We start from the raw sequence: 23,999 nt of genomic DNA on the forward strand, positions 1-23,999 counted from the left end.
ATATCCGCATTATGCACAATTCCTACATCCCGCTGAATCCTGAAGTACAGGAAGGAGTGGACAGCTTTTCCAATTTCGACACCTCAGAGGTCGGAGCGCAAAGCATTAATCAATTGCTGAAACACTCTGCTTACGCTAAGGACGTCGCATCGTTATCCTGCGCCCAGATATCGGTGAATTACGTGGAGGGCAAAGTCTGGGGTGATCTCTTTACTACCCCGCTCGAATTTAAAGGCAGCGCAGAGGTAGTTTGTTTTGTCATTGACGTCATGGTTTATGACAGCAAAGTTAAATTGATCCAGACGGAAGACATGAACTACGTGCAGCGCATGGGGAGTGGTTTCCGGCTGGGAGTAGCTGCCGGGGACGCCAAGGTGAAATTGACCGCTGACATCCAACAGATTGCGGCGTTGGTGGAACTAAACCAAACTACGGTATTTATGGAAAGCAAGATCTTCGGGATCAAGACCCATAAAATGGACTTTCAGAAGTTCCCGCTTTTCAACCTCACTTCCAACGACTTCGCCTCGATCCACAAACACATCGGCATCACGGCTGCCAACCTTACGGATTTTATCGTAGAACATCCAGAAGAGCTAGTACCGCAGCCCGTTGGCCAGTCCATCCTCGGTGGGCCGAGCTACAGCACCTTCAACATGGTGTGGTCCCACCACTTTGCCCTGGAAGGCATCACCAACGGGCGATCAATAAAGAAGCAGCTTGAGCATATCAATTACCATCACCCGAAAATATACCAGCAAAACCTGCTTATCCCCATTGTGACCTCCGTTTACCAGGAATTTGGCTGTAAGGACACTGATTCCTACCCTACCTGGGAAAACAAGGACACCGCTTACCATATTTTGCAAAAAGGCAAATAACTCCTCAAATCATCAACCATGCCATTCCCAAACCCAGGCCAGACAATTGGCCGCGTTCCATATACCGATCGAGAAGCCTTCCTCTATGGACTTGCCACCCATTCAATGGTGGGAGAAGCACTATTCTGGTATGCAAAAATAGACTACCACCAAAAACCTACTTACGAAAAAGCACAGGCCATAAAGAAAGTATTCACTGATATTATCGACATTAATATCACAGAAACCGCCAGAAAAGACTTTCTTTTCACCCTTACCATATGGGACAGCTTCAGGCAAGGAAAGCTAAGCCTTAGGCCCAGTGAACGAAGGGCCCTGGCCGATTCCGCCCTTGACCCTTTGATAAATTCTTTAGTCAACGGGCAATTGTACCTTGAGGCGGAAATACCACGTATCTGCTTTATTCAGGTAACGCTACCTTGGAAATCCAGCAGCATTAAAACGTCTTCCTCCGAAGGACAAACCAAGAAATTGGCCCAATCCCTGCCAATTTTAAAAGCAGCTGATATTGTGATTTAATTGACATAAACAAAATTGCACCAATACTGAACGCGGATCGCGCTTCACTTCTCAAAACAGTAAAATTACAATACCATGCCTTTCATCAATCCTCGTCAAACCGCCGGAGCAATCCCTTACAACGATCGAAAAGATTTTTTACTAAAGCTCGCCACATGGTCCACTGGAGAAGAGTTACTATTCTGGCTTGCAAGAATAGATTACGAAAACCAGCCGACTTATCAAAAGGCGCTTGCAATACAGGATGTCTTCATAACTATGTTAGACATGAATTTGAACGAACAAACTAAAATAGATCTTCACAATTCCATATTTTTATGGAAACAATTTCTAGACAGAAAAATGAGCCTGACGCCCACCCAGCGCCGAGAACTGACTTTGTCGGTAACCAAAATAATTCTCCTTGGAATTGTCAATGGCGGCATCCGCCCCGAAGATGAAATCTCTTCCGTTTTCATCGACAAAAACCTTCCATGGAAATCTTCTAGCATCAAGGACTTTCCAGGCAAAGGCGAAATGGAAAAAATGAAGATAGCTATTAGCTGTTTAAATAAAGCTGGAATAAGCATTTGAAACTCCACCATTATCATCACCCCCCTCCTCAGGTCCGATGGAACATTTTTTTCTTATCCAGTAAAATGATGCAGTAAGCTGTCGAACGCAGCAGCTAATCCAGTGCGGCAGCCTATCCGGTGCGGCAGCTCATTAGCTGCGCTGCTGCCTACGGCGGTCACCCATTCGATCATTCACTCATTCAATCCCCCCCCCTCACTCCACAAATTTATACCCCACCCCCCGCACACTCAAAAAATGCACCGGCGTACGCGGGTCTTCTTCAAAATACTTGCGGAAAGAAAGAATAAAATTATCGATCGTGCGGGTACTCGGGTATACGTCATATCCCCAGACCGATTGCAAAATGTGCTGCCGGCTCACCACCTCGCCGCGGCGGTCGGTGAGTAATTTCAGGAGCATCGCTTCCTTTTTCGTCAGCGTAAATTCGCCCTGGTTGCCCACTGCTTCGTAGGTGGCAAAATTGATTTTATTGCCGCCAAAGGTGTAGAGATCGGGCTGCACGTCGGGGTTTTTGCTCGTCCGCTCAATGAGGCGGCGCACGCGCAAGAGCAGCTCTTCAAACACGAAAGGCTTGGTCAGGTAATCGTCCGCCCCTTTTTTGAGGCCCTGGATGCGGTCCTGCGCCTGGTCCTTGGCCGTCAGAAAAATGATCGGCGTCTCGCGGTCCGTCAGGCGAATCTGTTCCACCACCTGGAATCCGTCCACCTCGGGCAGCATGACGTCCACGACCATCACGTCAAAATGTTGTTCCTGGCTGTGCTTCAGGGCTTTGCGGCCATTTTCGGCCGTCACCACCTCAAAGCCGTCCAGCTCCAGGTTCAATTTCACGGTTTCGCGGATGTTCTCTTCATCCTCCACCAGCAGTACACGCAGCATATTCCTTCACGTTGGTCTTTTACGCTACATTTTTGGGGGCCGCTTGGTTGCGGGTTGGCTCGATTTGTGACGCACAACTGTTTTTTCCGGGCGCGGCCGCAGGTGCCCGGAACGGACAAGGAGCGGGGAAAGTCCCGCCCGAAAACCAAAAGCACCCCGATGCCGTTAGGCCCCCATGGCAAACTATCTCATCGTCGGGGGCAGCTCAGGAATCGGGCGGGCCCTCGTTGACCAACTCCTCGCCGCCGGGCACTCCATCACCGTTTGGGCCCGCGAACGCCGCGACCTCCCCGGCACCGTCACTTTCCACGCCTACGACGTCACCGCCGACGAAGACCCCGCCAAGGACATCATCCCCGCGGAGCTCGCCGGACTGGCCTACTGCCCCGGCAGCATCGAACTGAAGTCGTTCCGCAGCCTCAGGCCCGCCGCCTTCCGCGAAGCTTTCGAGCTCAACGTCGTTGGGGCCGTCCGCTGCCTCCAGGCCGTCGAACGCCCACTCAAGCAATACCCTGGCCAGGCTTCCGTCGTCCTCTTTTCCACCGTGGCCGTCCAGCGGGGCATGCCCTTCCACGCCGGTGTCGCCGCCGCCAAAGGTGCCGTCGAAGGCCTCACCCGCAGCCTCGCCGCCGAGTACGCCCCGGCCATCCGCGTCAACGCCATCGCCCCCTCCCTCACCGCTACCCCCCTGGCCGAAAAACTCATCGCCACCGACGAAAAACGCCAGGCCAGCGCCGAACGCCACCCCCTCAAACGCATCGCCGAACCCCAGGAAATTGCCGCCATGGCCGCCTTCCTGCTCAGCGACCACGCCGCCTTCATGACCGGGCAAATCGTGGGAATGGATGGTGGGCTGGGTGCCTGAGGCCCGCCCTGGTTGAGCCGTTGTACGGCGAAGTGGCAGACGGGCCAAAATCCAGGTAAGCACCCTCAAAAAGGGAAGCAGTCGCCGTACAACGGCTCCACCATTGCCTAAAGCCCTAGGCTACCCCGAGCACTCTCCTCGTCAAAAACCCCAAAACCTCCCGCGAAGCAAATTTTAAATGTTGAATGTTGAATTGTAAATGTTAAATTCAACTTCCCCTGCACCTGCGTCCGCGCCCCAAAATGCCGCTCAGCAGGCAATTTTCCACATTCGTGCCGCAGAAAAAGCACCCGCAGATAACCAATGCGCAGAGAAACCGTTACATTAGGGCGCGCCGTACCTTAGGGCGCGTTGGGCGTTTGCCGGGCCTTGGGTATTGCACTACCGCCGTGGCCCGCCCCCGCCCCGAGCTAAATCTTCCTGCCACATGCGCTTATCCCTCTACCTGCTTTGCACGCTGTTTGCCACCACCCTGGCCGCCCAAACTTCCCAGGTGGAGTTCGGCAAAAACCGCGTGCAGTACCACAAGGATTTTGAAGACTGGGAGAAGTACGAGTCCGATAATTTCATCACCTACTGGTACGGCGAGGGCCGCAACCTCGGGCAGTCTGTCGTGCAGATGGCCGAATACGACTTCGGCTACATCCAAAAGATGCTGGAGCACCGCATGAACGAGAAAGTCCAGCTCATCGTCTACCGCGACGTTACCGACCTCAAGCAGAGCAACATCGGCAGCGAGGAGGTTTTTACCCTGCCCGGCAGCCAGAACCTGGGGCGCAGCACCAGCTACATCTCCGCCACCCAGGCCAAATTCCTCGGCAATAAGGCTTTCGTGTACTACAACGGAGACCACGGCGACCTCCGCCGCCAGGTCCGCGAAGCCATGGCCAGCGTCTACATTGAGCAGATGCTCTACGGCAGCTCCGTGCAGGAGGTCGTCCAGAATGCCGTCTTGCTCAACCTCCCCCCCTGGTTCAAAAGCGGCCTGATCAGCTACCTGGGCGAAGACTGGAACACGGAAAAAGACGACCAGCTGCGGCAGCTGCTGCAGAGCGGCGACTACGACAATTTCCGCGACCTGGCCACCGATTATCCCGTGTTGGCCGGACATTCCTTCTGGTATTACGTCGCCCAGAATTTCGGCAAGCCCACTGTCTCCAACCTCCTCTACCTCACGCGCATCAACCGCTCGGTGGAAAACGGTTTCCTCTACGTACTCGGCAGCAACTACGACAACATCCTCTTCAACTGGATGGAGTACTACCGCACCCGCTACAACGAAGATACGGGAGACCGGCAAATGCCCGCCAGCACCGAAGTCCCCCTCAAAAACAAGCGCCACCTGCCCATCACCAGCCTGAAGGTGAGCCCCGATGGCACCCAGGTGGCCTACGTGCTCAACGAAATCGGCCGCTACAAGGTCTTCCTGCAATCCCTCACCACCGGCGAACGCACCCTGGTCCATAAGGGTGGCCAGCGCAATCTTTTGCAGGCCACCGACTACAATTACCCCCTGCTCGACTTCTCGCCCACCAACCAGGAGCTGGCCATCCTCTACGAATACCGCGACCGCCCCCGCCTGATGCAGTACGACCTGAAGACGGGCAAGGACGTTACGAAAGACCTCGACATCACCCTCGACCGCGTCTTTTCCATGGCCTACGTCGACCCCGGCACCATGATCATGACGGCCAGCGCCTTCGGCTTTACCGATCTCTACACCTACTTCCCCGCCAACCGCGCGTCCATCAAGATCACCAATGATTTTTGGGACGACCTCGATGCCATGCCCGTCAACGTCGAAGGCCGCCGCGGCGTAGTCTTCGCCAGTAACCGCCGCACCATCGAACTGAAAAAAGAAGGCCTCGATACCATTCTGCCCATCGGCGATTACGACCTGTTCTACTACGACCTGGAGAACCGGCCGGGCGAACTCGTCCAGATCACCGATACTCCGCTGGCCGACGAGCGCAACCCGGTTGCCATCGACGGTACCCACTTCAGCTACCTCAGCGACGCGAGTGGCATTTTTGACCGCTACCAGGCCCACCTGGAAGAATTCATCCACCACTACGAACAGACGATCTACCTCAGCGACGGCAGCGAAATCACCCTTCACGCCGATAGCACCCTGCAAACGCTGGATACGACCCTGATTGATTCCGTCGTCGTTTTCCCCGTCATCAAGGAACGCGCCGTGGTGGAGGCTGTGACCAATTACCGCGGCAACATCCTGCTGCAAGACGCCAGCGAAAAGACCAACTTCGGGGTGGAATTACTGCTGGCAGACGATGGCCAGGCCTTCCGCACTTTCCAGTTTGACACCACGCGGAACCTGCCCCTGGCCCCCACCGCTTTCCGCCGTAACAGCTACCAGGCTGCGGGCCAGGCCGTTCCCGCCTTCACCAGCCCCGGCGAACAAAATCCCCTCGGCAACCTCATTGCCCCTAACACTACCAACCCCACTACGCCCAACAGCAACCTCAGCAATGAGGCCTTTCTTTTTCAGACCCGCTTCAAGGATTTTGTCGATCCCCCCGCGCCACCCACGCCCGATACCACCGACCCCAACATCCTGCTCCGCGACCCCACCACCCAGGAAAGGCCCACGGCACCCGCTCGTCCGGACAGCACCGGCACCCGCCCCAACCTGACGGTCATCAGCCCCTCCCTCAACGACCCGAAGCGCCCCCGGCCCACCAATAAACTCCTGCGCGGCGAGCGGACGATGAGTGAACTCAACCGCATCTACCGCTTCAACCGGGGCCTCATTACGCCCTACCGCCTCACCTTCCGGGTCAATTACTTCAAAACCGAAGCCGATAATGCTCCGCTCTTCGCCGGACTCAACAGCTTCAGCGCCAACCCCAATGGCTTCACCCAGCAGCCCCTGGGCATCCTCTTTAAGGGCAATATCATCGACCTCTTCGAAGACTACAGCATCACCGGCGGCGTGCGCATCCCGACGAGTTTCAACGGGACGGAATACTTCGCCACCTTCGAAGACCGCAAGCACCGGCTGGACCGCATCTTCTCCGTCTACCGCCGCAACCGCCGCCTGGAAAATGGCTTCTTCAATCCCTTCGGCCCCAGCCAGCCCCGCCTGGTCGAAGAAAATACCCTGCTGGCCCAGTACGGCGTCCGCTATCCCCTCGACGTCTTCCGCTCCCTGCGGGCTACGGCCACTCTCCGCCGCGACCGGGTCCAGACGCTGCCCACCGAGCTGGCCGCCCTCCAGACGGCACCCGCTACGGAGGCCCGCATCGGCGCCCGCCTGGAGTATGTTTTCGATAATACCCTCGATCTGGCCACCAACCTCCGCATGGGCACCCGCTACAAGGTGTTCGTGGATTTTTACAAGAGTTTCGACATCAGCCTGGGCGATAACACCCAGGAAACCGGCTTCCGCCCCGGCTTCCTGGGCCTGGTAGGCTTCGACGCCCGCCACTACCAACGCCTCGATAAACGCAGCATCCTGGCTCTGCGCCTCGCGGGCTCCACCAACTTCGGCCAACAAAAAATCCTCTATTACCTCGGCGGAGCCGATAACAGTCTGGTCAATAGTTTCAACCAGGGCATCCCAACGCCATCTACCGGAGAGTTCGTTTTCCAGGATCTGGCCAACCCCCTGCGGGGCTTCGACATTAACATCCGCAACGGCGGCACCTACGTGCTCTCCAACGCCGAATTGCGCATCCCCGTTTTCACCTACCTGTTCCACAACCTCAACTCCAAACTGCTGCGCGACTTCCAGCTGGTATCCTTCTTCGACATCGGTACCGCCTGGGCGGGCCGCGATCCCTTCGACGAAGACAACCCCGTCAACATCACCACTTATCCCGACCCCCAATTGCCGGGCACCCGGACGGTGGTGGTCCGCGTACGCCGCTTCCGCGATCCCATCATCTACGGCTACGGCTTCGGAGCACGGACTACCGTCTTCGGGTATTTCATCCGCGTCGATTACGCCTGGGGCGTCGAAACCAGCATCCGCCAACCCGGTATGTTCCACTTCTCCCTGGGCTACGATTTCTGATCCGCGTCTTTACTTCTTTAGCCCAGGGAGTACCATGGAGTAAGGCATGGAGTTAATTGAAGTGGTTGGTAGAGCCGTTATACGGCGACCGTGAGGTGGAGACGTTTCACGTCGACTGTAATCCTCCCCCGCACTACTTAACTCGTGATTGAACCCGGTAAACCCCTCGACGTAAAACGTCTCGACCTCAGGTGCTGCCCAAAGCTTAGTCCCTCTTCGTGTTCTTAGTGGTTCAAAAAGAGGGCGCGAAGCGACCTACAAACTTAGTGGTTCAAAACAAGGAGCGAAGCTCCAAAAAAAACCAGCACTACTTCCCCTCCACCAACCCCTCAAAAGCCTCCACCCGCCGCACCGCATTCTCCCGCACGTTCATCCAGAACAGGTTGTAGTCGCCAATGTGGTAATTCTTGGTATTGAAAAGGATGTCGCCAAAAAAGCGGGGCTTGTTGGTAAACAGGCCAGCGCCTCTGATTTCCGCCCATACGAGGCCGGGCAGTGGCCCCTTCCCGTAGTTGTAAAGTACACCGCCCAGGTTGGCTTCCGCTGGTACCCGCTCCGTACGCGTGGTCCAGCTCAGGGGGTTGACCACGGCGATGGAGGGTACGGTATCGCGGTAATTGGACTTGGGCGTAAAATCCTCCCGGTAGGTGCGCCAACTGACGAAGCAGCCGGTCTCCGTCGCACTTTGGCAAACGGGGATGGTCGGGTAAGCCTGGGCACTGACGGGCATCCCCACCAGGTAGGCCGCAACCAATTGCTGCCTGAGCGGCTTCGCGTCAAAGCGGTCGGCAAGCAGGCGCTTGGCGTGGGTCGTGCCCTGGCTGTGGCTGGCAATGATGATGGGCCGGCCGTGATTATAGGTCTGCAGGTAGTAGTCGAAGGCCGCCAAAACGTCTTGGTAGGCCGTATCCAGGGCGGCGTCCTTTACCGTGCTCCCCCGCTCGTAAAACACCTTGATGTGGGCCTGCCGGTAACGCGGGGCGTAGACCTTCCCCGCTGCATTAAAAATGCTGCCGTGATTAAGGATGGCGCTGTCGTCCACCGCCTGGTTCAACTTAGCGTCGGCCAGGCTCGCATTCCAGTAGGTATTCCCTTTCCGGGTATCGAAATAGATGGTGGGATGGATGTAGAAAACGTCCGCCACCGCCGTCACCTGTCCGTCCTCCAGGCTGTCGCCGGGCGTGCGATCGGCTGGGTCGTCGGTAAAAGGCAGCGCCGCCCAGTGTGCCGCGCGGGAGTAATCGGGCGCAGGAGGCACGGGCAGGGCAGCATCACCGGGAAGCTTCGGGACGCTGGCACAAGCCGCCAGGCAAGCCAGCGGCAAGAGAAAAAGAAAACGCATCAGGCGAGAAAGGATTTACTGGCGTACGCCACGGTCTTGCGCAAAGTAAATCAAAATTCCACCGATCAGGGCAAGGGCAAGAATAGTCATGGGAATGTGCTTTGGGATATAGGATATTTTCCTATAACGATTTTTTCCGTCGCTTAGTTCCCTTTTCCCCTCTACTCCTTTCCCCCTTTTTCCCTTTCCCCCTTTTCCCTTTCCCCCTTTATTTCACGGGGCGCGGCCGCAGGTGCTAAGCAGGGAATAGGGAGCGGTGCAAGGGCTACGCCTGCAATGCTTCCGCCAGAATCCGCACTGCCTCATCCACCTCCTCGGCCAGGGTATAGAGCGGGGCCGGGGCCAGCCGCAGTACCCCCCCTGCACTGCCGCCCAGGTTGTCTTCGCGGTAATCGACCACCAGGCCAGCGGCGGAGAGCGTGGCCTCCAGGTCCGGACGGTGCCCCGGGACGTAGACGGATAACTGCGCACCGCGGTCTTCGGCAGCATCGGGCGTAATGATCCGTAGCCCCGGCAATTGCTCCAGCCCGGCGTACAGGCGCTGGGTCAGTTCCCGGCTGTGCGCCCGCAGCGCAAGCATCCCTCCCGCCTCGGCAAACAGGGGCAACGACGCTAATAACGGCGCCATCCCTAATACCGGAACGGTCGAAACCTGCCATCCCGCCGCCCCCCGCTCCGGACGAAACTCCCGCCGCATCAAAAAACGATCGCTCTCCCGGTGGCCCCACCAGCCCGCAAACCGGGGCAAATCCTCCCGCTCGTGGTGGCGCTCGTGCACGAAGAGTCCCCCCGGAGCCCCCGGCCCACCGTTGAGGTACTTGTAGGAACACCAGACGGCAAAATCGCTCCCCCAATCGTGCAGCCGCATCGGTACGTTGCCCGCAGCGTGGGCCAGGTCAAAACCTACCATCGCCCCCACCGCGTGGCCCGCCCGGGCAATCGGCTCCAGCGCAAAGTATTGCCCGGTATAATAATGGACCCCGCTCCAAAGCACCAGCGCCAGTTCGTCCCCCACCCGCTGAATAGCCGCAACGATGTCTTCCGTGCGCAGCTTGTCTTCCCCCGGCAAGGGACGCAACTCAATCAGGTGCTCCGCCGGATCCAGCCCGTGGAAGCGCAACTGGCTGATGATCGCGTGCTGGTCCGATGGGAAAGCTCCCGCCTCCATGATGATCTTACAACGCTTGCCGGCCGGCCGGAAAAAGGAGACCAGCAGGAGGTGGAGATTTACCGTCAGGGCATTGGCTACCGTCACTTCGGCGGGTTGGGCCCCGACAAGGTCAGCCAAGGCCCCCTCCAGCCGGCGGTGGAAACCCAGCCAGCCGCCTTCCGGACCATCCCCCAGCCACCAGCCTTCCACCCCGCGCTCCCGCCAGCTGTCCAGTTCCGCTTGCAACGCAGCAGCGGCGGCCTTGGGCTGGGGCCCCAGACTGTTGCCGCAAAGGTAAATCTTATCGGGAGGGAGGTGGAATGCAGAACGTTTGATGACACAGTAATTTACGAAGCGAGAAAATTTGCCCCAGGTCAACCAGCGCAGGACCACAAATTTAGGCCTTAATCCGGTAGCCTGTCCCGAGCGGCAGCCCATTAGCTACGCTGCTGCCTACGGCGGTCACGCATTCAATCATTCACGCATTCAAAACAAACTCCCTTGCTCCGCAAAACTCCGGGGGTTCTCCAAAGCCAGCAAACGGCGCTTGAAATCGAGGCCATAAAAGTAACCCTGGAGATCACCCGTTTTCGCGATCACCCGGTGGCAAGGCACGATGATGGCAATGGGGTTGCGGCGGTTGGCCTGGCCCACGGCCTGGGAAGCTTTGGGGTCGCCCAAGCGGTCGGCAATGTACTGGTAGCTCACCGTGCGGCCGTAGCCAATGGCACACAGTTCCGTCCACGCTGCCCGGTGAAATTCCGTAGCGCCAGACCAGTCCAGCGCCACGTCAAATTCCGTCAGCTCCCCCGCAAAGTAGGCCAGCAACTGCTCCGAAGCGGCCCGCAAGTGCGGATTCTCCGATGCCATTCCCTGCGGCACCTTAATGTCCATCAAACGCAATTCCGTCAGCCCCAGCGCCGAAGCTGACATTTGAAAGGTACCGAAATCACTGTGCAGCCAGGTTGTTGCCATGCTGCTAAGTTACGAACAACCGCCGGTATTGCCGCGGCTTCAGCCCCCCAGGTATTGTCGCGGCTTCAGCCCGCCCCCAAAGTATTGTCGCGGCTTCAGCCCGACCAATCAAGACCGAAGGTCTCCAGGTGTTGCCGCGGCTTCAGCCCGACCGGTATTGTCGCGGCTTCAGCCCCCCAGGTATTGTCGCGGCTTCAGCCCGACCAATCCAGACCGAAGGTCTCCAGGTATTGTCGCGGCTTTAGCCACAACCTCACCCCCCACCCAGCAACAAGCCCTCCGCAGCCAGCCGCCCACTGCGCAGGGCCGCATCCAAAGAGCCGTTCAGCTGGTGATCTCCCGCTAAGTAAATGCCCTTTGCCACCCGGGAGTGGGTAGCATCCTGGCGAAATGCCACCGGGTGCAAATCGGGCAGCGCATGGCGCACGATGTAGTGCCGCAAAAATTGCAAACTATCGTTGGGCAAACGGCTGTGCCGAAGGAGGTCTTGCTCCGCCTGCCCAATCTGGCTTTCGCGGTCCACCGTCTCGCGCAGGGTGACGGAGATCAGCGATCCCCCCTGCTGCGTGAGTTTGTAGCTCGGAGCCACCTCATCGAGCACCGCATAGGTATTGATCAGGCTGGTCGGGTCGGAGACGAGGTTGATCAATCGGTTTTCTTTCAATCGGCGGTTGCTGTAGAAGTAGAGGTTGCTGGTAGATTTCCAACGTACGCCACCCCCCGCGAGCTGAGGCATGAGCTTTTCGGGCGGGCAGGCAATGATGATCCCTCCCGGCGCGTCCAGGGTCGTACCGTCGGCCAGCACCACAGTGCCTTCCCGCACTTGCGCTACGGGCGTATTGCAACGAATTTCCGTTTGCCGAAGGCGGCCCGCCAGTTGCTTCGCCACCGCTTCGATGCCACCCGCCGGCAAAGCCGCACTGCCGTGGCCAAACATCTTGAAGATGAAGCGGAACATCGCCGCCGGCGTACGCAACTCCTGCTCCAGAAAAATCCCCCCGAAGAACGGACGAAAAAAACGCTCCACAATTTGCTCACTGAAGCCCAAAGACCAGAGGTAGTCAATCGATCGCTGCTCCGTAAATCCCCGGAAACATTCTTCTACCGACTTATTCCTCAGCCGCAGGCCCAGGCGCGCGAGCTTGATTTTGTCGGACCAGGTCCCAATCGGCGACACCGCCGAACGGATCAACTGCGCTGGCTCCCGCATCGGGTCGGCAAAACGAAAACGTTGTTGGCGGGTGTGGACGTGGCCGCCCGGGCGGAAACTCTTCACCTCCAGGGCATCCAGGTCGAGGTAGCGTTTTACCTCGGGGTATTCCGTGAGCAAGACCTGAAAGCCACGGTCCAGCAAAAAGCCGTCGACCTCGTCGGTCTTTAAGCGGCCGCCTACGCGGTCTTCCGCTTCCAGGAGTAAGGGGCGGTGGCCAGCCCGCTCCAGTTCGCTGGCGGCAACCAGGCCAGCGGCTCCGGCACCGATGATGATGATCTGGGGATGGGGCAAGGTCAGCTGCTTTCGTTTGTCACAAAGATGCGTTGGAAAGGCATACGGACCAAATTACCGCCTCCCCGTCAGCAAATAAGCGTAACGCAAAAACACCCCCCAGGCCAGTACCGCACTGATCATCAGCCCCTCCCGGCCGTCCCGGAAGCCCCCCTGCAACAGGTAGTGCTTGCAAAAACGGTACACCGGCTTCACCAACAGATGGTAAAAACCCACCCGCGGCGTCCGGGCGGCGTAGTCCTGGGCCGACCACCGGGCGTAGCGCCGCGTCTTATCCAGAAAGTGCTCCAGGCTCTTAAAAGTATAGTGCTCCAGCCGCCCCCGCAGCCAACCTACCCGTAAACCCTCGGTCACGATTTCTTCGTGGACCTGCTTGCCGTCGTACCTGGCCCGGTCGCGGTGAAAAAAACGCACCACCTTATCGCCCGCCCAACCGCTGTGGTAGATGCGCTTGCCCATGAAGTGATTGTCCCGCCCAATCCAGTAGGCGTCGTAGGGCAGTTCCGCTGCCGCCAGCAGGGCATCAATCTCCTGCCGCAGGGCCGGCGTCACCAACTCATCGGCGTCCAGCAACAATATCCACTCGTGGCGGGCCCGTTCAATGGCCCAGTTTTTTTGCTCAGCTGGCCCCTGGTACGCCCGCTGCCGCAGGATCACGTCGGGTCGCCCGGCCAGCAATTCCGCCGTTCCGTCCGTACTGAAACTGTCCACCACCACCAAATCATCCGACCAACCCGCTACCGTTGCCAATGACCGCTCAATGATGTCAATCTCATTATGGGTAGTGTAAATGATGGAAAGGGGACGCATACGAGAATAAGGGAATAAAGGAGGAAGGGAATAAAGGAGCTCCCGCTGGGATAGGAGTGATTCACTTTCGTACTTCAACACCCCCGACCCCGGCAGGGGTCGAACCTGAATAACCCCGGATGGAGGATGCAACGCATCCGGAATCCGGGGGCTCACCCAAGTAGACACTCCGCATCCGGAATCCGGGGGCTCACCCAAGTAGACACTCCGCATCCGGAATCTGCGGAGCTAGTCACACTCCCTCAGCAAGTCAGCAATTCTTCGCGCACCTTTCCGTAGGCAATGAAGTAAGGATTGAGCAAAGAAGGCTTGTTGTAGCGCAGGTCCTTCCCCGTTTCTTCGTCCACCATCCGTCCTCCGGCTTCCAGCAGGATGGCGTGGGCCGCCGCAGTGTCCCATTCCATCGTCGGGGCCAGGCGGGGGTACACGTGCGCCCCACCCCGGGCCAGTTCAATGATTTTCAACGAGCTGCCCCGCTGCACCAGCTCCGGCCGGTCGAAGCGGTCGATGATGTCCTGCGTCTCCTGGTTGAGGTGGCTGCGGCTGGCCACAATGCGCAGGTTGGGATCCTGGAGCGTGAAGGACGCGGCCGCAATGCGCACCGGCTCTCCCGCCGCGCCGTTCACCTGCCAGGCGCCCTGGCCGGGGGCGGAGTAAAAAAGTTCATCGGTGACGGGCACGTAGACGACGCCCAGGACCGGCTTTCCACTCTCCACCAGGGCGATGTTAACCGTAAAATCACCGTTGCGCTTGATGAATTCTTTGGTGCCATCCAGCGGATCGACCAACCAGAAACGGGTGAACTGCGACCGGGTGGCGTACGTAACGTTGTCTCCCTCTTCGGAGATGATGGGGGCCTGAAAGGTCAGTGCCCGCAGTCCCGCTTCGATCACCCCATTGGCGGCGCGGTCGGCGCGGGTCAGCGGGCTATCGTCCGCCTTCAGCTCTACGCCAAAGTCTTCGCTTTCGTAAATTTCCAGGATGGCGGCACCGGCGCGGCGCGCGATGGCGCCTACTTCGGTAGCCAGGGCGAGATAATCAGTCATGGCCCAAAGGTACGGATGTCCTCCGGAAACCCACCGCGCAGCTACCCGCCCAAAATGGTTCCCAAAACGGCCTGCGCCGCCCAGGTACGATTGTTCGCCTGTTGCAATACCAACGAGCGCTTGCTGTCAATCACCCCGTCGCTGACCACCACGTTGCGGCGCACCGGCAGGCAGTGCATGAAGTGGGCGTCGTTGGTCAGGGCCATTTTCGCTTCGTCCACCGTCCAGTCACCGCAGTCGGCCGTAGTGGCACCATAGTCGGTGTAGGCCGACCAGTTTTTGGCGTAGATGAAGTCGGCTCCCGCGAAGGCCGCACGCTGGTCGTGGGTGACGATGGCCGGGGGCGCGAACGCAGGTGCCAGGTCAAAACCCTCCGGATTAGCAATGGTGAGGTCAACCTCCCCCCAGGCCAACATCCACTCCGCAAAGCTGTTGGCTACGCACTGCGGCAATTGCCGGGGGTGCGGAGCCCAGGTCAAAACCACCTTGGGCCGGGACTTAGTGCGGTGCTCAGCGATGGTCAGGCAGTCGGCCAGACTCTGCAAAGGATGGCGCGTCGCCGACTCCAGGCTCACCACCGGCACCGTAGCGTGGCGCACGAAGGCCTGCATGACCTGGTCGCGGTAATCCGCCTCCCGGTCCTTCAGCCCCGGAAAAGAACGCACACACAAAATATCACAGTACTGGCTCAACACGCCAGCAGCTTCGCGGACGTGCTCGGCGGTGTTCAGGTTCATCACCGCCCCATCCTCAAATTCAATGCCCCAGCCTCCGCCGGCGTCGTAAGTAATCACGTCACAACCCAACTGCCGGGCGGCTTTCTCCGTGCTGATGCGCGTACGGAGGCTGGGATTGAAAAACAGGTTGATCACCATCTTCTGCTTGCCCAAATGATGCTGCCCGAAGGGATTGGCCTTGTGGGCCCGCGCCTTTTCCAGCAAGGCATTGATATCAGGAGCGTCGGCGACGGAAAGAAATTGTTGCATACAGTTTGGTTTTTGATTGGCTACCCCGCAGAATAATGGTTGAGCAGCTATGCGGCGAAAAACACCACTCCTTTTCATCATTTATCCTCAGTAAGAGACTGCTTCCCGCTTGAAAAAGCCCCCTTCGGGGGTGGGGGGATAAGAAATTGATAGACGATTCTCGATATTTGATGGGCAACCCCAACCCTACCCATCTGCGGTCACGCATTAGCAGTACTGCTGCCTACTGCGGTCGCTCATTCAAACATTCGCTCACTCACCCAACCGTAGAAGGCACCAACACCGCCGTAAAAGCTTCCACCAGGCGCTCGCATTCGGCGCGGGAAACGTTCAAAGGCGGCAGCAGCCGGATGGTATTGGGGTCTTTGGCCGAACCGGTAAAGACGTTTTGCTCAAAGAGCAGTTTTTTGCGCAGGGGGCCGATGGGGACGTCCATTTGCAGCCCGATCATCAGGCCGTGGCCCCGCACTTCGGTAAACAGCCCGGTGGCCGCCAGCGTATCCATCAGGTACCGTCCCTGCTCGGCGGCGTTGGTGATCAGGTCTTCGGATTTCAGCACGTCCAGCACCGCAATCCCCGCCGCACAGGCCAGGTGGCTGCCGCCGAAGGTTGTCCCCAGCATCCCATGCTTAGCCGGCAAAGAGGGGTGGATCAGCACACCACCGATGGGAAAACCATTGCCCATGCCCTTGGCCACCGTCACCAGGTCCGGTTCAACCGCGGAATACTGGAAGCCGAAAAACTTTCCTGTACGCCCGTAGCCCGATTGTACCTCGTCGAGAATCAACAAGGCCCCGTTGGCGTGGCAAAGCCCGGCCAGCGCCTCCAGAAACGCCGGCTCCGGCACGTAAATGCCGTGGATGCCCTGCACGCCCTCAATGATGACGGCAGCCACGTCACCCTTCGCCAATTCCCGCTCCACCGCCTCCAGGTCGTTGAGCGGGAGGAAAGTCACCGGGTAGTTGCGGTTGATCGGTGCCTTGATGCTTTCGTTGTCCGTCACGTTGACGGCAGCGGAGGTACGGCCGTGGAAAGCCCCCGCAAAGGCCAGAATCCGGCTCCGCCCCGTGTGGAAGCTGGCCACCTTCAACGCGTTTTCGTTGGCTTCGGCCCCACTGCTGACCAGGAAAAGGTGGTAATCGTCGAGCCCCGAGAGTGCCCCCAGCTTATCAGCCAACTCCGTCTGCAACGGGTTCTGGATGCTGTTGCTGTAAAAGCCAATCTTGGCAATCTGTTCCTGGAGCGCCCGGACGTAATGCGGATGGGAATGCCCGATGCTGATCACCGCGTGCCCGCCGTAGAAGTCGAGGATTTCGCGCCCGTCCTTATCGTATACGTAGGTTCCCTGCCCGCGCACGGGCTCAATGTCGTAGAGGGGATAAACGTCGAAAAGTTGCATCGTAGCGAAGTCTTGGGGCCCGCAGGCCGGTGAGGAGAAAAGTCTTAGTAAACGCCAGCTTTCAACTGCAAGCCGGCGGTTTCTTCCAGGCCCAAAGCCAGGTTGAGGTTTTGCACGGCCTGCCCGCTGGCCCCCTTAAGTAAGTTATCGATGAGTGAAATGACCAGCGCCTTATCGCCGTGTTTTTCTACGTAAACGAGGCCCTTGTTGGTATTAACTACCTGTTTCAGGTCAGGGTTCTCCTCCGTCACGTGCGTAAAGGCGGCCGTGGCGTAGAAGTCGTGGAACAGTTCCCGGAGCTGTTTGGCGCTGGCGTCGGTCTGTACGTAAGTGCTCACGTAGATGCCGCGGGCGAAGGGACCACGCACGGGCAGAAAGTTGAGCCCCCCACTCGCCCGGCGGCCCAGTTGGCGGGCGCTGCGGTTGATCTCGTGCAGGTGCTGGTGGTCAAAGGCTTTGTAGATGGACACATTGGCCGTGCGCCAGCTGAAGTGGCTCGTCTCCGTAGGTTGCTGCCCCGCGCCGGTGCTGCCGGTGATGCCGTTGATGTGGACTTCCCCTTCGGCCAGCCCGGCCTGCACCAGCGGCAGCAGGGCCAACTGGATGGCCGTGGCAAAACAGCCGGGATTGGCAATGCGCGTAGCCCCTACCGTCGCCGCCCGGTTGATCTCGGGCAGGCCGTAGACCCAGTCTTCGTCCAGGCGGAAGTCCGCACTCAAATCCACCACCACCGTCGTTGCCGGCACCTCGTCGGAGTCCATCCATTCCCGGGAGCGGCCGTGGCCCATGCACAAAAACACCGCCGTCAATCCTTCCAATGCACCTGCGTCCGCGCCCGAAAAAAGCGGCAATTGCTCCCCGATCAGGTCGGTATGGACGGTCGCAACGGGCTTGCCCGCCTGGCTTTCGCTCTGGATGTAGGCTACCTCGACGCCGGGGTGATGGACCAGAAGGCGCAACAGTTCCCCCGCCGTGTAGCCCCCGCCGCCGATGATGCCAATGCGTGCTTTTTTCATGTTCTTGCGCTTTAGGGCTGCTGGTTCACGCTGTTGCGGATGCGGCCGGGGACGGACAAAATCTTGGTGAATCCCCGCACGTCATCGCCGCTCCAACCCTCGTTGGCCTCGCCGTAAGCCCCGAAACCGGCCCCGAGCAGGTCGTTGGGCGAAGTGATGCCGTTGAGCACAAAGCGGTGGGGGTGGAGCGTGACGTGGACGGTGCCATTGACGGTGCCCTGGGAGCTTTCCAAAAAGGCCTCCACGTCGCGCATGACGGGGTCGAGGAACTGCCCCTCGTGCAGCATCATACCGTACCAGTTGGCCAGTTGCTCCTTCCAGAAGAGTTGCCACTTGCCGAGCGTGTGCTTTTCCAGCAGGTGGTGGCTTTTGATGATGAGCATGGCCGCTGCGGCCGCAAATCCCACCCGGCCCTTGATGCCAATGATGGTGTCGCCCACGTGGATGTCGCGACCAATGCCGTAGGGTGCCGCCAGCGCTTCCAGGGCCTTGATCGCCGCCACGGGAGAACTGAATTTCTGGTCGTCGAAGCCCGTGAATTCCCCCGCCGCGAAGTGCAGGTCGATCTCCCGGGGCCCGGTGGCCGTTACCGGTACGGGCCAGGCGCTCTCGGGCAGGTTCTGGTGGCTGGTCAGGGTCTCGGTGCCGCCCACGGAGGTCCCCCACAGGCCGGCGTTGATGCTGTATTTGCCTTTTTTCTCGGGCCATACCAGGCCGTGTTGGGCCAGGTAATCGACCTCCTGCTGCCGGCTCAGTTGCATGTCCCGGATGGGGGTGATGATCTCCAGCGTTTTGCCGCTCAGCTCGAAGGCGAGGTCAAAGCGGACCTGGTCGTTGCCCGCGCCGGTGCTGCCGTGGGCCACCCCGTCGGCGTCAATGGCTACCGCGTAGCGGGCCACGCTCATGGCCTGGAACATGCGTTCGGCCGAGACGCTCATCGGGTAAGTCTGGTAGCGCAGGCAGTTGCCGTACACCAGATAGCGGAGGCATTCGCGGTAGTAGCTTTCCGTGACGTCTTCGCGGCGGTAGCTGGCCGCGCCGAGGCTAAGGGCACGGGCTTCCATTTCCTGGATTTCATCGTCGGCGAAGCCGCCGGTATCTACCGTCAGGGCGTGGACCTCGTAGCCCGCTTCGGCCGTCAGGTATTTGATGCAGTAGCTCGTGTCCAGTCCGCCGGAATAAGCGAGTACAATTTTCTTTTTCATGCGTGCGGGGGGCAATGCGATGGGTGAGGAATATGGAAAGTCCCAACTCCCCCCATCGGGGGTCGGGGGGGAGTACCAAAGTCTCAGCTTGGGTTAATGATCTGGTAAAAAGGGGAAAGATGGGGATTAGCTCAGCTTTTTCTCCATCTTATCGAGTTTCTTATCGAGTTTCTCGCGCTTTTTGCCCAGTTTTTCGAGTTTTTTCTGCTTGGCTTCCACGGCGCTGGGGGCCATCATGGCGGTGCAGAGGCACATTTTGCGGCCGTTGCGCATCAAAATGTCGTGGTTGGGGCAGGTCTGGCAGCCGGCCCAGAAGGCATCGTCCTGGGTCAGCTCCGAAAAGGTGACGGGCTTGTAGCCCAGGTCGCTGTTGATCTTCATCACCGGCAAACTGGTGGTGATGCCGAAGATGCGGGCCTCGGGGTACTTCTTGCGCGAGAGCTCGAAGACGGCTTTTTTGATCTTTTTGGCCAGGCCGTGGCGGCGGAACTCCGGACTGACAATGAGGCCGGAATTGGCCACGTAGTTGCCGTGGCTCCAGGTCTCAATGTAGCTGAATCCAGCCAGTTGCCCGTCTACGAAGGCAATTACGGCTTTGCCCGTCAGCATCTTTTCTTCCACGTAGCGGGCTTCGCGTTTGGCAATGCCGGTACCGCGGGCTTTGGCAGACTCTTCAATGAGGTCGCAAATCGCCTGTGCATGGATAGCGTGCTCGGGTTGAGCCACCAATATCTGAATATCCATAACTAAAGAAGGGGGAAATGGGGGGAAGACCGCGCAAAACGGCCTGGGGAGGAAGATGGGGTTGTATCGTCTTGGGGCCCCGTTCGTTCGGTCAATAACGGGGGTGGTGCTTTCAGGCCCGGGGGGCGGAAAGCTCAATTCGTCCTGTTCCTTCGCCTAAACCGGCGGATGATGGGGTGCGATACGGGGAATAACATGGCGCAAATTTAGGCCCACGCCGCAAATCTTGCTAGTACTCAGCAGAATTCTTGCGCGGCCGCAGGTGCCGGGGAAGTCTTTTAGAGATTGTAGAACGCCGCAGTTTGGTGCGAAGTTGAGGTCGTATCCCGCCGGAGCCGACAATTAACGCTGGCTTAACCAACGGAGGGAGTGCCCAGGGTTGCCAAACCAGCCCCCTCCGACCCCGGTAGAGGTCCAACCTGAATAACCCCGGATGCAGGATGCAGCGCATCCGGAATCCGGGGTACTCCCGCCAAAGGATGTAACGCATCCGGAATCCGGGGCACTCCCGCCAGAGAATGCACCGCATCCGGAATCCGGGGTACTCCCCTAAAACAAAGCCGCCCCCTCCTGCGTGTAGCGGGGAGGGGGCGGCTAAGGCTTATGCTAAGTCCTGACCAAGCAAAGGCCAGTGCTGGCTTTACCAGATTACTGCTTAACGATCTGCTTGCTGTACTGCTGGCCGTTAACGGTCAGGTGCAGGTTGTAGACACCGCTGGGCAGGGAAACCAGGCTCAGGCGGTTGTTAGAGCGGTTGAACTGCGTAGCTTTCACTACCCGGCCGCTCTGGTCAGAAACCATCACCGTAAACTCCGTCACGTTGGCGTCGTTGTTCTGGATGTTGACCACGTCAACGGTGGGGTTGGGGAAGAAGCTCATTTTCAGGTCGCTCTGCTCGATGGGCCGCACGCTGGTGAGGGCCCAGTCCAGTTCGTAGGCACCGATTTCCGGGAACTCGCCACGGGGGTTACCGTTGTTGCCCGTAGCGGGTACGAGGGGATCGAGTACACCGCCGCTGATAAGGGGGTTATCCTCAAGCGGGTCAGTGAGCAGGGGGGTCAGGTTGGGGTCGTCGGAATCATCGGCGTCGGGGTCCTGGAAGAGCGCGCTGCCCTCGAGGTCGAAGTCACCGATGATATCGGCAGCCATGCCCAGGTCTACGAGTTCGTCGTTGGGGCCGCTGAAGTAGTTGCCGCCGAGGGATTCGATCTCGATGTCACCGATGGCCAGGGTTCCGGCAACGGCCGTGCCGGCGGGCTCGTACTCAATGCTGCTGCCTTCCTCGTCGAGGACGAAAGCGTTGTTGAGCAGGATCAGCTTCGTGAAGTTGGTGTCGGTAGTAATTACCGTCTGGCCGGGCTGGAAGATGGCGATGTGCTCACCAACGGCACCTTCGGCACCGCCTTTTGCGTTGCGGTAGAAGGTATTGTGGACCATTGTGGAAGTCAGCTTCACGGAACCGGAGGTGATCAGGTTACCGTCTTCGTCTTCGGAAGTTCCGTTACCGTTGAAGATGATGGCACCACCGCTGGCACCGTCGGCACCTACGGAGTTATCGGCAAAGACGTTGTTCGTCAGGTCAAATACAGAGGCCTGGGTGCTGATGGCACCACCCTGGGTAGCAGTGGAGTTGAAGTAGAACTCGCTGTTGGCAATGCTGCCTGAGAAAGGAGGGAAGTTTACCTGTACCACGCCGCCCTCAAGGGTGTCGCGGTTTTCTTCGCGTACGATCACGTTGATGGCACCACCGTCGCCACCAGCGGAGTTACCGCTGAAACGGTTGTTGTCCATGGTGACGTCAAAGCCGGAAACCATCAGGATGGCACCACCGCTGGCAGTTTCGCTGGAGCTGTTGCCCTCGAAGTTGGAGTTGGTGATGGTCAAGGGGGTAGCGCTTACGTCACCGCCCAGGAGGTACATCGCACCGCCACCGGAGAGCAGGCCCGCCAACTGGGTGGTTTGGCCCTCTACGAAGCTGCAGCTGTCAATCGTCACACCGGGGCTGCCGTCAAAGGCGTAGGCAACCAGTGCACCACCCTGCTTACCGGTGATGGCGTTATCGAGGCTTCCGTTTCCAGTAAAGGTGGTATTGCGGACTACCATTTCGCTGGCACCACGGATCATGAGGGCACCGAAGCCACCTGAGTTGTCCGTGAACTCAGAGTTCATCACGGTCAGTTTGTTGCCGTCGCCCTGGTAGTAAACACCCGCGCCGCTACCGTCGTCCTCGGAGACGTTGTTGGCGAAAGTGACGTTGTCCATGGTTGTTTCCAGGGACGTACCTCCGAAGGTAAGGATACAGATGGCACCACCCGCACCTACGTCTTTATTGTTGGTCCATTCCGTGTCCGACATTTCGAACAGGAAGTCCCCGGTTGGGTTGCTGGACTGGAAGTACATCGCACCACCAATACCCTGCTGGGTGATACAATTGTCGATCGTAGAGTTCGTGACCTTCAGGTTGCTGAAGTCGAAACGGATGGCCGCACCGCGTCCAGTGCCCGAAGCTACACAGTTGGTGAAGGTACAGTTGTCAACCCAGTGGTCGTCTGCAGTACGCTCCCGGTCGGTAACGAAGGTAGCGAAGTTGATGAAGAAGACTGCGCTACCCGTAGTGGCAGTGATGGAGTCGAAGCTACAACCCCGGATCGTCACATCATCGGTATCATCCGCGCGGATACCACCGCCGGAAGCACCAGCAACGATGCTCTTAAATGAACAATCCTCGATAACGATGTCGTTGGTATTAATCAGCCAGAACATTCCGCTAGGCTGAAGAGCACCAGAACCACGGAAGGTGGAATTGGTGAACTGCACGTCGTCCAGCAAACGCAGGTACACCTGGCGGTTGGGGCCCGCAAAGTTGCCTTCCACGGTGATGTTGTCGTAGCGTGAGCCATTAGCCGTTTCGAAAAGAGAGGTGATGGCAGCACCAAAGCTGGCGCGGTTGGCGCGGAAAACCAGACGCGAAGCATCGATTTTAGCGAAGCTGAGCAGACCAGCGCCAGCGAAGGGGGTCAGAGAACCCGTAGCGAAGTTCGCCGCGATACCACCGTTGGCGATGGTGAATCCATCGAGGGTAACGGTGTAAGCGCTCACCTCGTTGGTGTCGGTGACGAAAAGTACCCGGTTGTTGTCGGAGTAAGCCAGGCTGTCGTAAGCCCCTACGGGGTCATTGCCCAGTACGTCGCCGCTCAGTACGGTGAAGTTCTTGGAGGGATCCGCCTGGGAGGCCATGGTTTCGTTACCGAGGAAGCCGCCGAGAACGGTCAGTGCTTTATCGATAAAGAAGGAAGTTGAGTCTGGCGTGACGTAAACACCCTCGGCGATCCATACTTCTGCGCCAGCGGGGGCGTCGAGGAGTGCGAGGTTGAGGTCGGTGTAGGCATTGGCCCAGGAAGATCCGTCGGCCGTGCCGGTTGCGTCAATGTCCACGTAAACAACCTGCGCATGGAGGCCGAGCGTGAAGATGGACAAGCAAGCAAAAAGTAATAGCTGCTTCATGAAGTAATGGTTTAAACTGATATTGATGTTAGCGATAGGCCCCGGTCTGGTAGGTTCAGCCCAGGGTGGATTCGTAAATACCTAAGAAACGATAACTTGGGGTGATGTTCACAACCGCCGCAAAGTACAGGGCCGAAAACCGTGTTGATCAAGTTATTGTGTGGTCCGGTTCAAAAGATGGTATGTTGCCGGGTCGGAGGCCAAAGATATAAAAATCCAGATAACCCCATCCAAGGGAGGGTTCTAATTTCTTTTTGTGTCGGTTTGCAGCCAAAACGCAGGTACTGGGAAAGAAGAAAGGCAGGGGCACCGTAAGCTACCGCAGCAAACCCCACTGCTACTTGCCGGCACCGCTCCCTCACCGCAGTTGGGGGAGGGCTTCCCGATGCCCTGGCCCATAAACAACAAAGGCTTTCCACCGGGGTGGAAAGCCTGTTGTTGTAGACCCACAAGGACTCGAACCTTGAATGACAGAACCAAAATCTGGAGTGTTGCCAATTACACCATGGGTCTGGAGCAAATGGGGGAAGAATCCCTCCTAAGCGGCCGCAAATATACTGCCGTT

Annotated in this window: 18 protein-coding genes and 1 tRNA gene; 5 read left to right on the forward strand and 14 right to left on the reverse strand. The window is 58.4% G+C overall.

From position 1 onward, the window contains the following. Window positions 1-11: 11 nt before the first annotated feature. From H9S92_RS08425 to H9S92_RS08435, 3 genes are all read left to right on the forward strand, one after another. A complete protein-coding gene (locus tag H9S92_RS08425) occupies window positions 12-881 on the forward strand; it encodes a hypothetical protein (RefSeq protein WP_187466270.1) in 870 nt (289 codons plus the stop codon). Window positions 882-899: 18 nt separating this feature from the next. Continuing rightward, entirely contained in the window at window positions 900-1,400 is a 501-nt protein-coding gene (locus H9S92_RS08430; protein ID WP_187466271.1) for a hypothetical protein, read from the forward strand. Window positions 1,401-1,475: 75 nt separating this feature from the next. Continuing rightward, complete coding sequence (locus tag H9S92_RS08435; protein WP_187466272.1) at window positions 1,476-1,973, forward strand: hypothetical protein; 498 nt, start codon at window positions 1,476-1,478, stop codon at window positions 1,971-1,973. A gap of 195 nt (window positions 1,974-2,168) precedes the next feature. Here the strand turns inward: H9S92_RS08435 and H9S92_RS08440 are convergent, their stop codons facing one another. After that, a complete protein-coding gene (locus tag H9S92_RS08440; protein WP_187466273.1) occupies window positions 2,169-2,852 on the reverse strand; it encodes a response regulator transcription factor in 684 nt (227 codons plus the stop codon). Between the two features lie 175 nt (window positions 2,853-3,027). Between H9S92_RS08440 and H9S92_RS08445 the strand changes: the two genes are divergently transcribed. Further along, the gene (locus tag H9S92_RS08445) at window positions 3,028-3,717 is read left to right on the forward strand and encodes an SDR family NAD(P)-dependent oxidoreductase (protein ID WP_187466274.1); all 690 of its coding nucleotides are present in this window, start codon (window positions 3,028-3,030) and stop codon (window positions 3,715-3,717) included. A 427-nt stretch (window positions 3,718-4,144) separates the two neighbouring features. Next, complete coding sequence (locus tag H9S92_RS08450) at window positions 4,145-7,753, forward strand: hypothetical protein (protein ID WP_187466275.1); 3,609 nt, start codon at window positions 4,145-4,147, stop codon at window positions 7,751-7,753. Between the two features lie 307 nt (window positions 7,754-8,060). On the opposite strand, the gene H9S92_RS08455 is transcribed toward H9S92_RS08450, so the two are convergent. The 13 genes from H9S92_RS08455 to H9S92_RS08515 form a co-directional block, all read right to left on the reverse strand. After that, window positions 8,061-9,095 carry a DUF3089 domain-containing protein gene (locus H9S92_RS08455; RefSeq protein WP_187466276.1) on the reverse strand — a complete coding sequence of 345 codons (1,035 nt, stop codon included), beginning with the start codon at window positions 9,093-9,095 and terminating at the stop codon, window positions 8,061-8,063. Between the two features lie 265 nt (window positions 9,096-9,360). After that, window positions 9,361-10,638 (reverse strand): kynureninase, encoded by a 1,278-nt coding sequence (kynU, locus tag H9S92_RS08460; protein ID WP_187466277.1) that lies wholly within the window; start codon window positions 10,636-10,638, stop codon window positions 9,361-9,363. 93 nt (window positions 10,639-10,731) lie between these two features. After that, window positions 10,732-11,220 carry a methylated-DNA--[protein]-cysteine S-methyltransferase gene (locus H9S92_RS08465; protein ID WP_187466278.1) on the reverse strand — a complete coding sequence of 163 codons (489 nt, stop codon included), beginning with the start codon at window positions 11,218-11,220 and terminating at the stop codon, window positions 10,732-10,734. Window positions 11,221-11,473: 253 nt separating this feature from the next. Beyond that, on the reverse strand, window positions 11,474-12,724 hold the full coding sequence (locus H9S92_RS08470) for an NAD(P)/FAD-dependent oxidoreductase (RefSeq protein ID WP_187466279.1): 1,251 nt from the start codon (window positions 12,722-12,724) through the stop codon (window positions 11,474-11,476). A gap of 54 nt (window positions 12,725-12,778) precedes the next feature. Next, a complete protein-coding gene (locus tag H9S92_RS08475) occupies window positions 12,779-13,534 on the reverse strand; it encodes a glycosyltransferase family 2 protein (RefSeq protein WP_187466280.1) in 756 nt (251 codons plus the stop codon). Window positions 13,535-13,776: 242 nt separating this feature from the next. Next, entirely contained in the window at window positions 13,777-14,580 is an 804-nt protein-coding gene (cysQ, locus tag H9S92_RS08480; protein ID WP_187466281.1) for a 3'(2'),5'-bisphosphate nucleotidase CysQ, read from the reverse strand. A gap of 41 nt (window positions 14,581-14,621) precedes the next feature. Further along, window positions 14,622-15,566 (reverse strand): N-acetylornithine carbamoyltransferase, encoded by a 945-nt coding sequence (locus H9S92_RS08485; RefSeq protein WP_187466282.1) that lies wholly within the window; start codon window positions 15,564-15,566, stop codon window positions 14,622-14,624. A 256-nt stretch (window positions 15,567-15,822) separates the two neighbouring features. After that, on the reverse strand, window positions 15,823-16,965 hold the full coding sequence (locus H9S92_RS08490) for an aspartate aminotransferase family protein (protein WP_187466283.1): 1,143 nt from the start codon (window positions 16,963-16,965) through the stop codon (window positions 15,823-15,825). A gap of 44 nt (window positions 16,966-17,009) precedes the next feature. Continuing rightward, window positions 17,010-17,981, reverse strand: a complete 972-nt coding sequence (gene argC / locus H9S92_RS08495; RefSeq protein ID WP_187466284.1) for an N-acetyl-gamma-glutamyl-phosphate reductase — start codon at window positions 17,979-17,981, stop codon at window positions 17,010-17,012. Window positions 17,982-17,992: 11 nt separating this feature from the next. Next, window positions 17,993-19,186: an argininosuccinate synthase gene (locus H9S92_RS08500; RefSeq protein WP_187466285.1), complete on the reverse strand. Its 1,194-nt coding sequence runs from the start codon at window positions 19,184-19,186 to the stop codon at window positions 17,993-17,995. A 126-nt stretch (window positions 19,187-19,312) separates the two neighbouring features. After that, window positions 19,313-19,930 (reverse strand): GNAT family N-acetyltransferase, encoded by a 618-nt coding sequence (locus tag H9S92_RS08505; RefSeq protein WP_187466286.1) that lies wholly within the window; start codon window positions 19,928-19,930, stop codon window positions 19,313-19,315. A 648-nt stretch (window positions 19,931-20,578) separates the two neighbouring features. Next, window positions 20,579-23,434 carry a right-handed parallel beta-helix repeat-containing protein gene (locus tag H9S92_RS08510; protein ID WP_187466287.1) on the reverse strand — a complete coding sequence of 952 codons (2,856 nt, stop codon included), beginning with the start codon at window positions 23,432-23,434 and terminating at the stop codon, window positions 20,579-20,581. Window positions 23,435-23,875: 441 nt separating this feature from the next. Continuing rightward, window positions 23,876-23,947 (reverse strand) — tRNA-Gln (locus H9S92_RS08515). Between the last annotated feature and the right edge of the window lie 52 nt (window positions 23,948-23,999).

Source organism: Neolewinella lacunae (assembly GCF_014349155.1).
Lineage (GTDB): Bacteria > Bacteroidota > Bacteroidia > Chitinophagales > Saprospiraceae > Neolewinella > Neolewinella lacunae.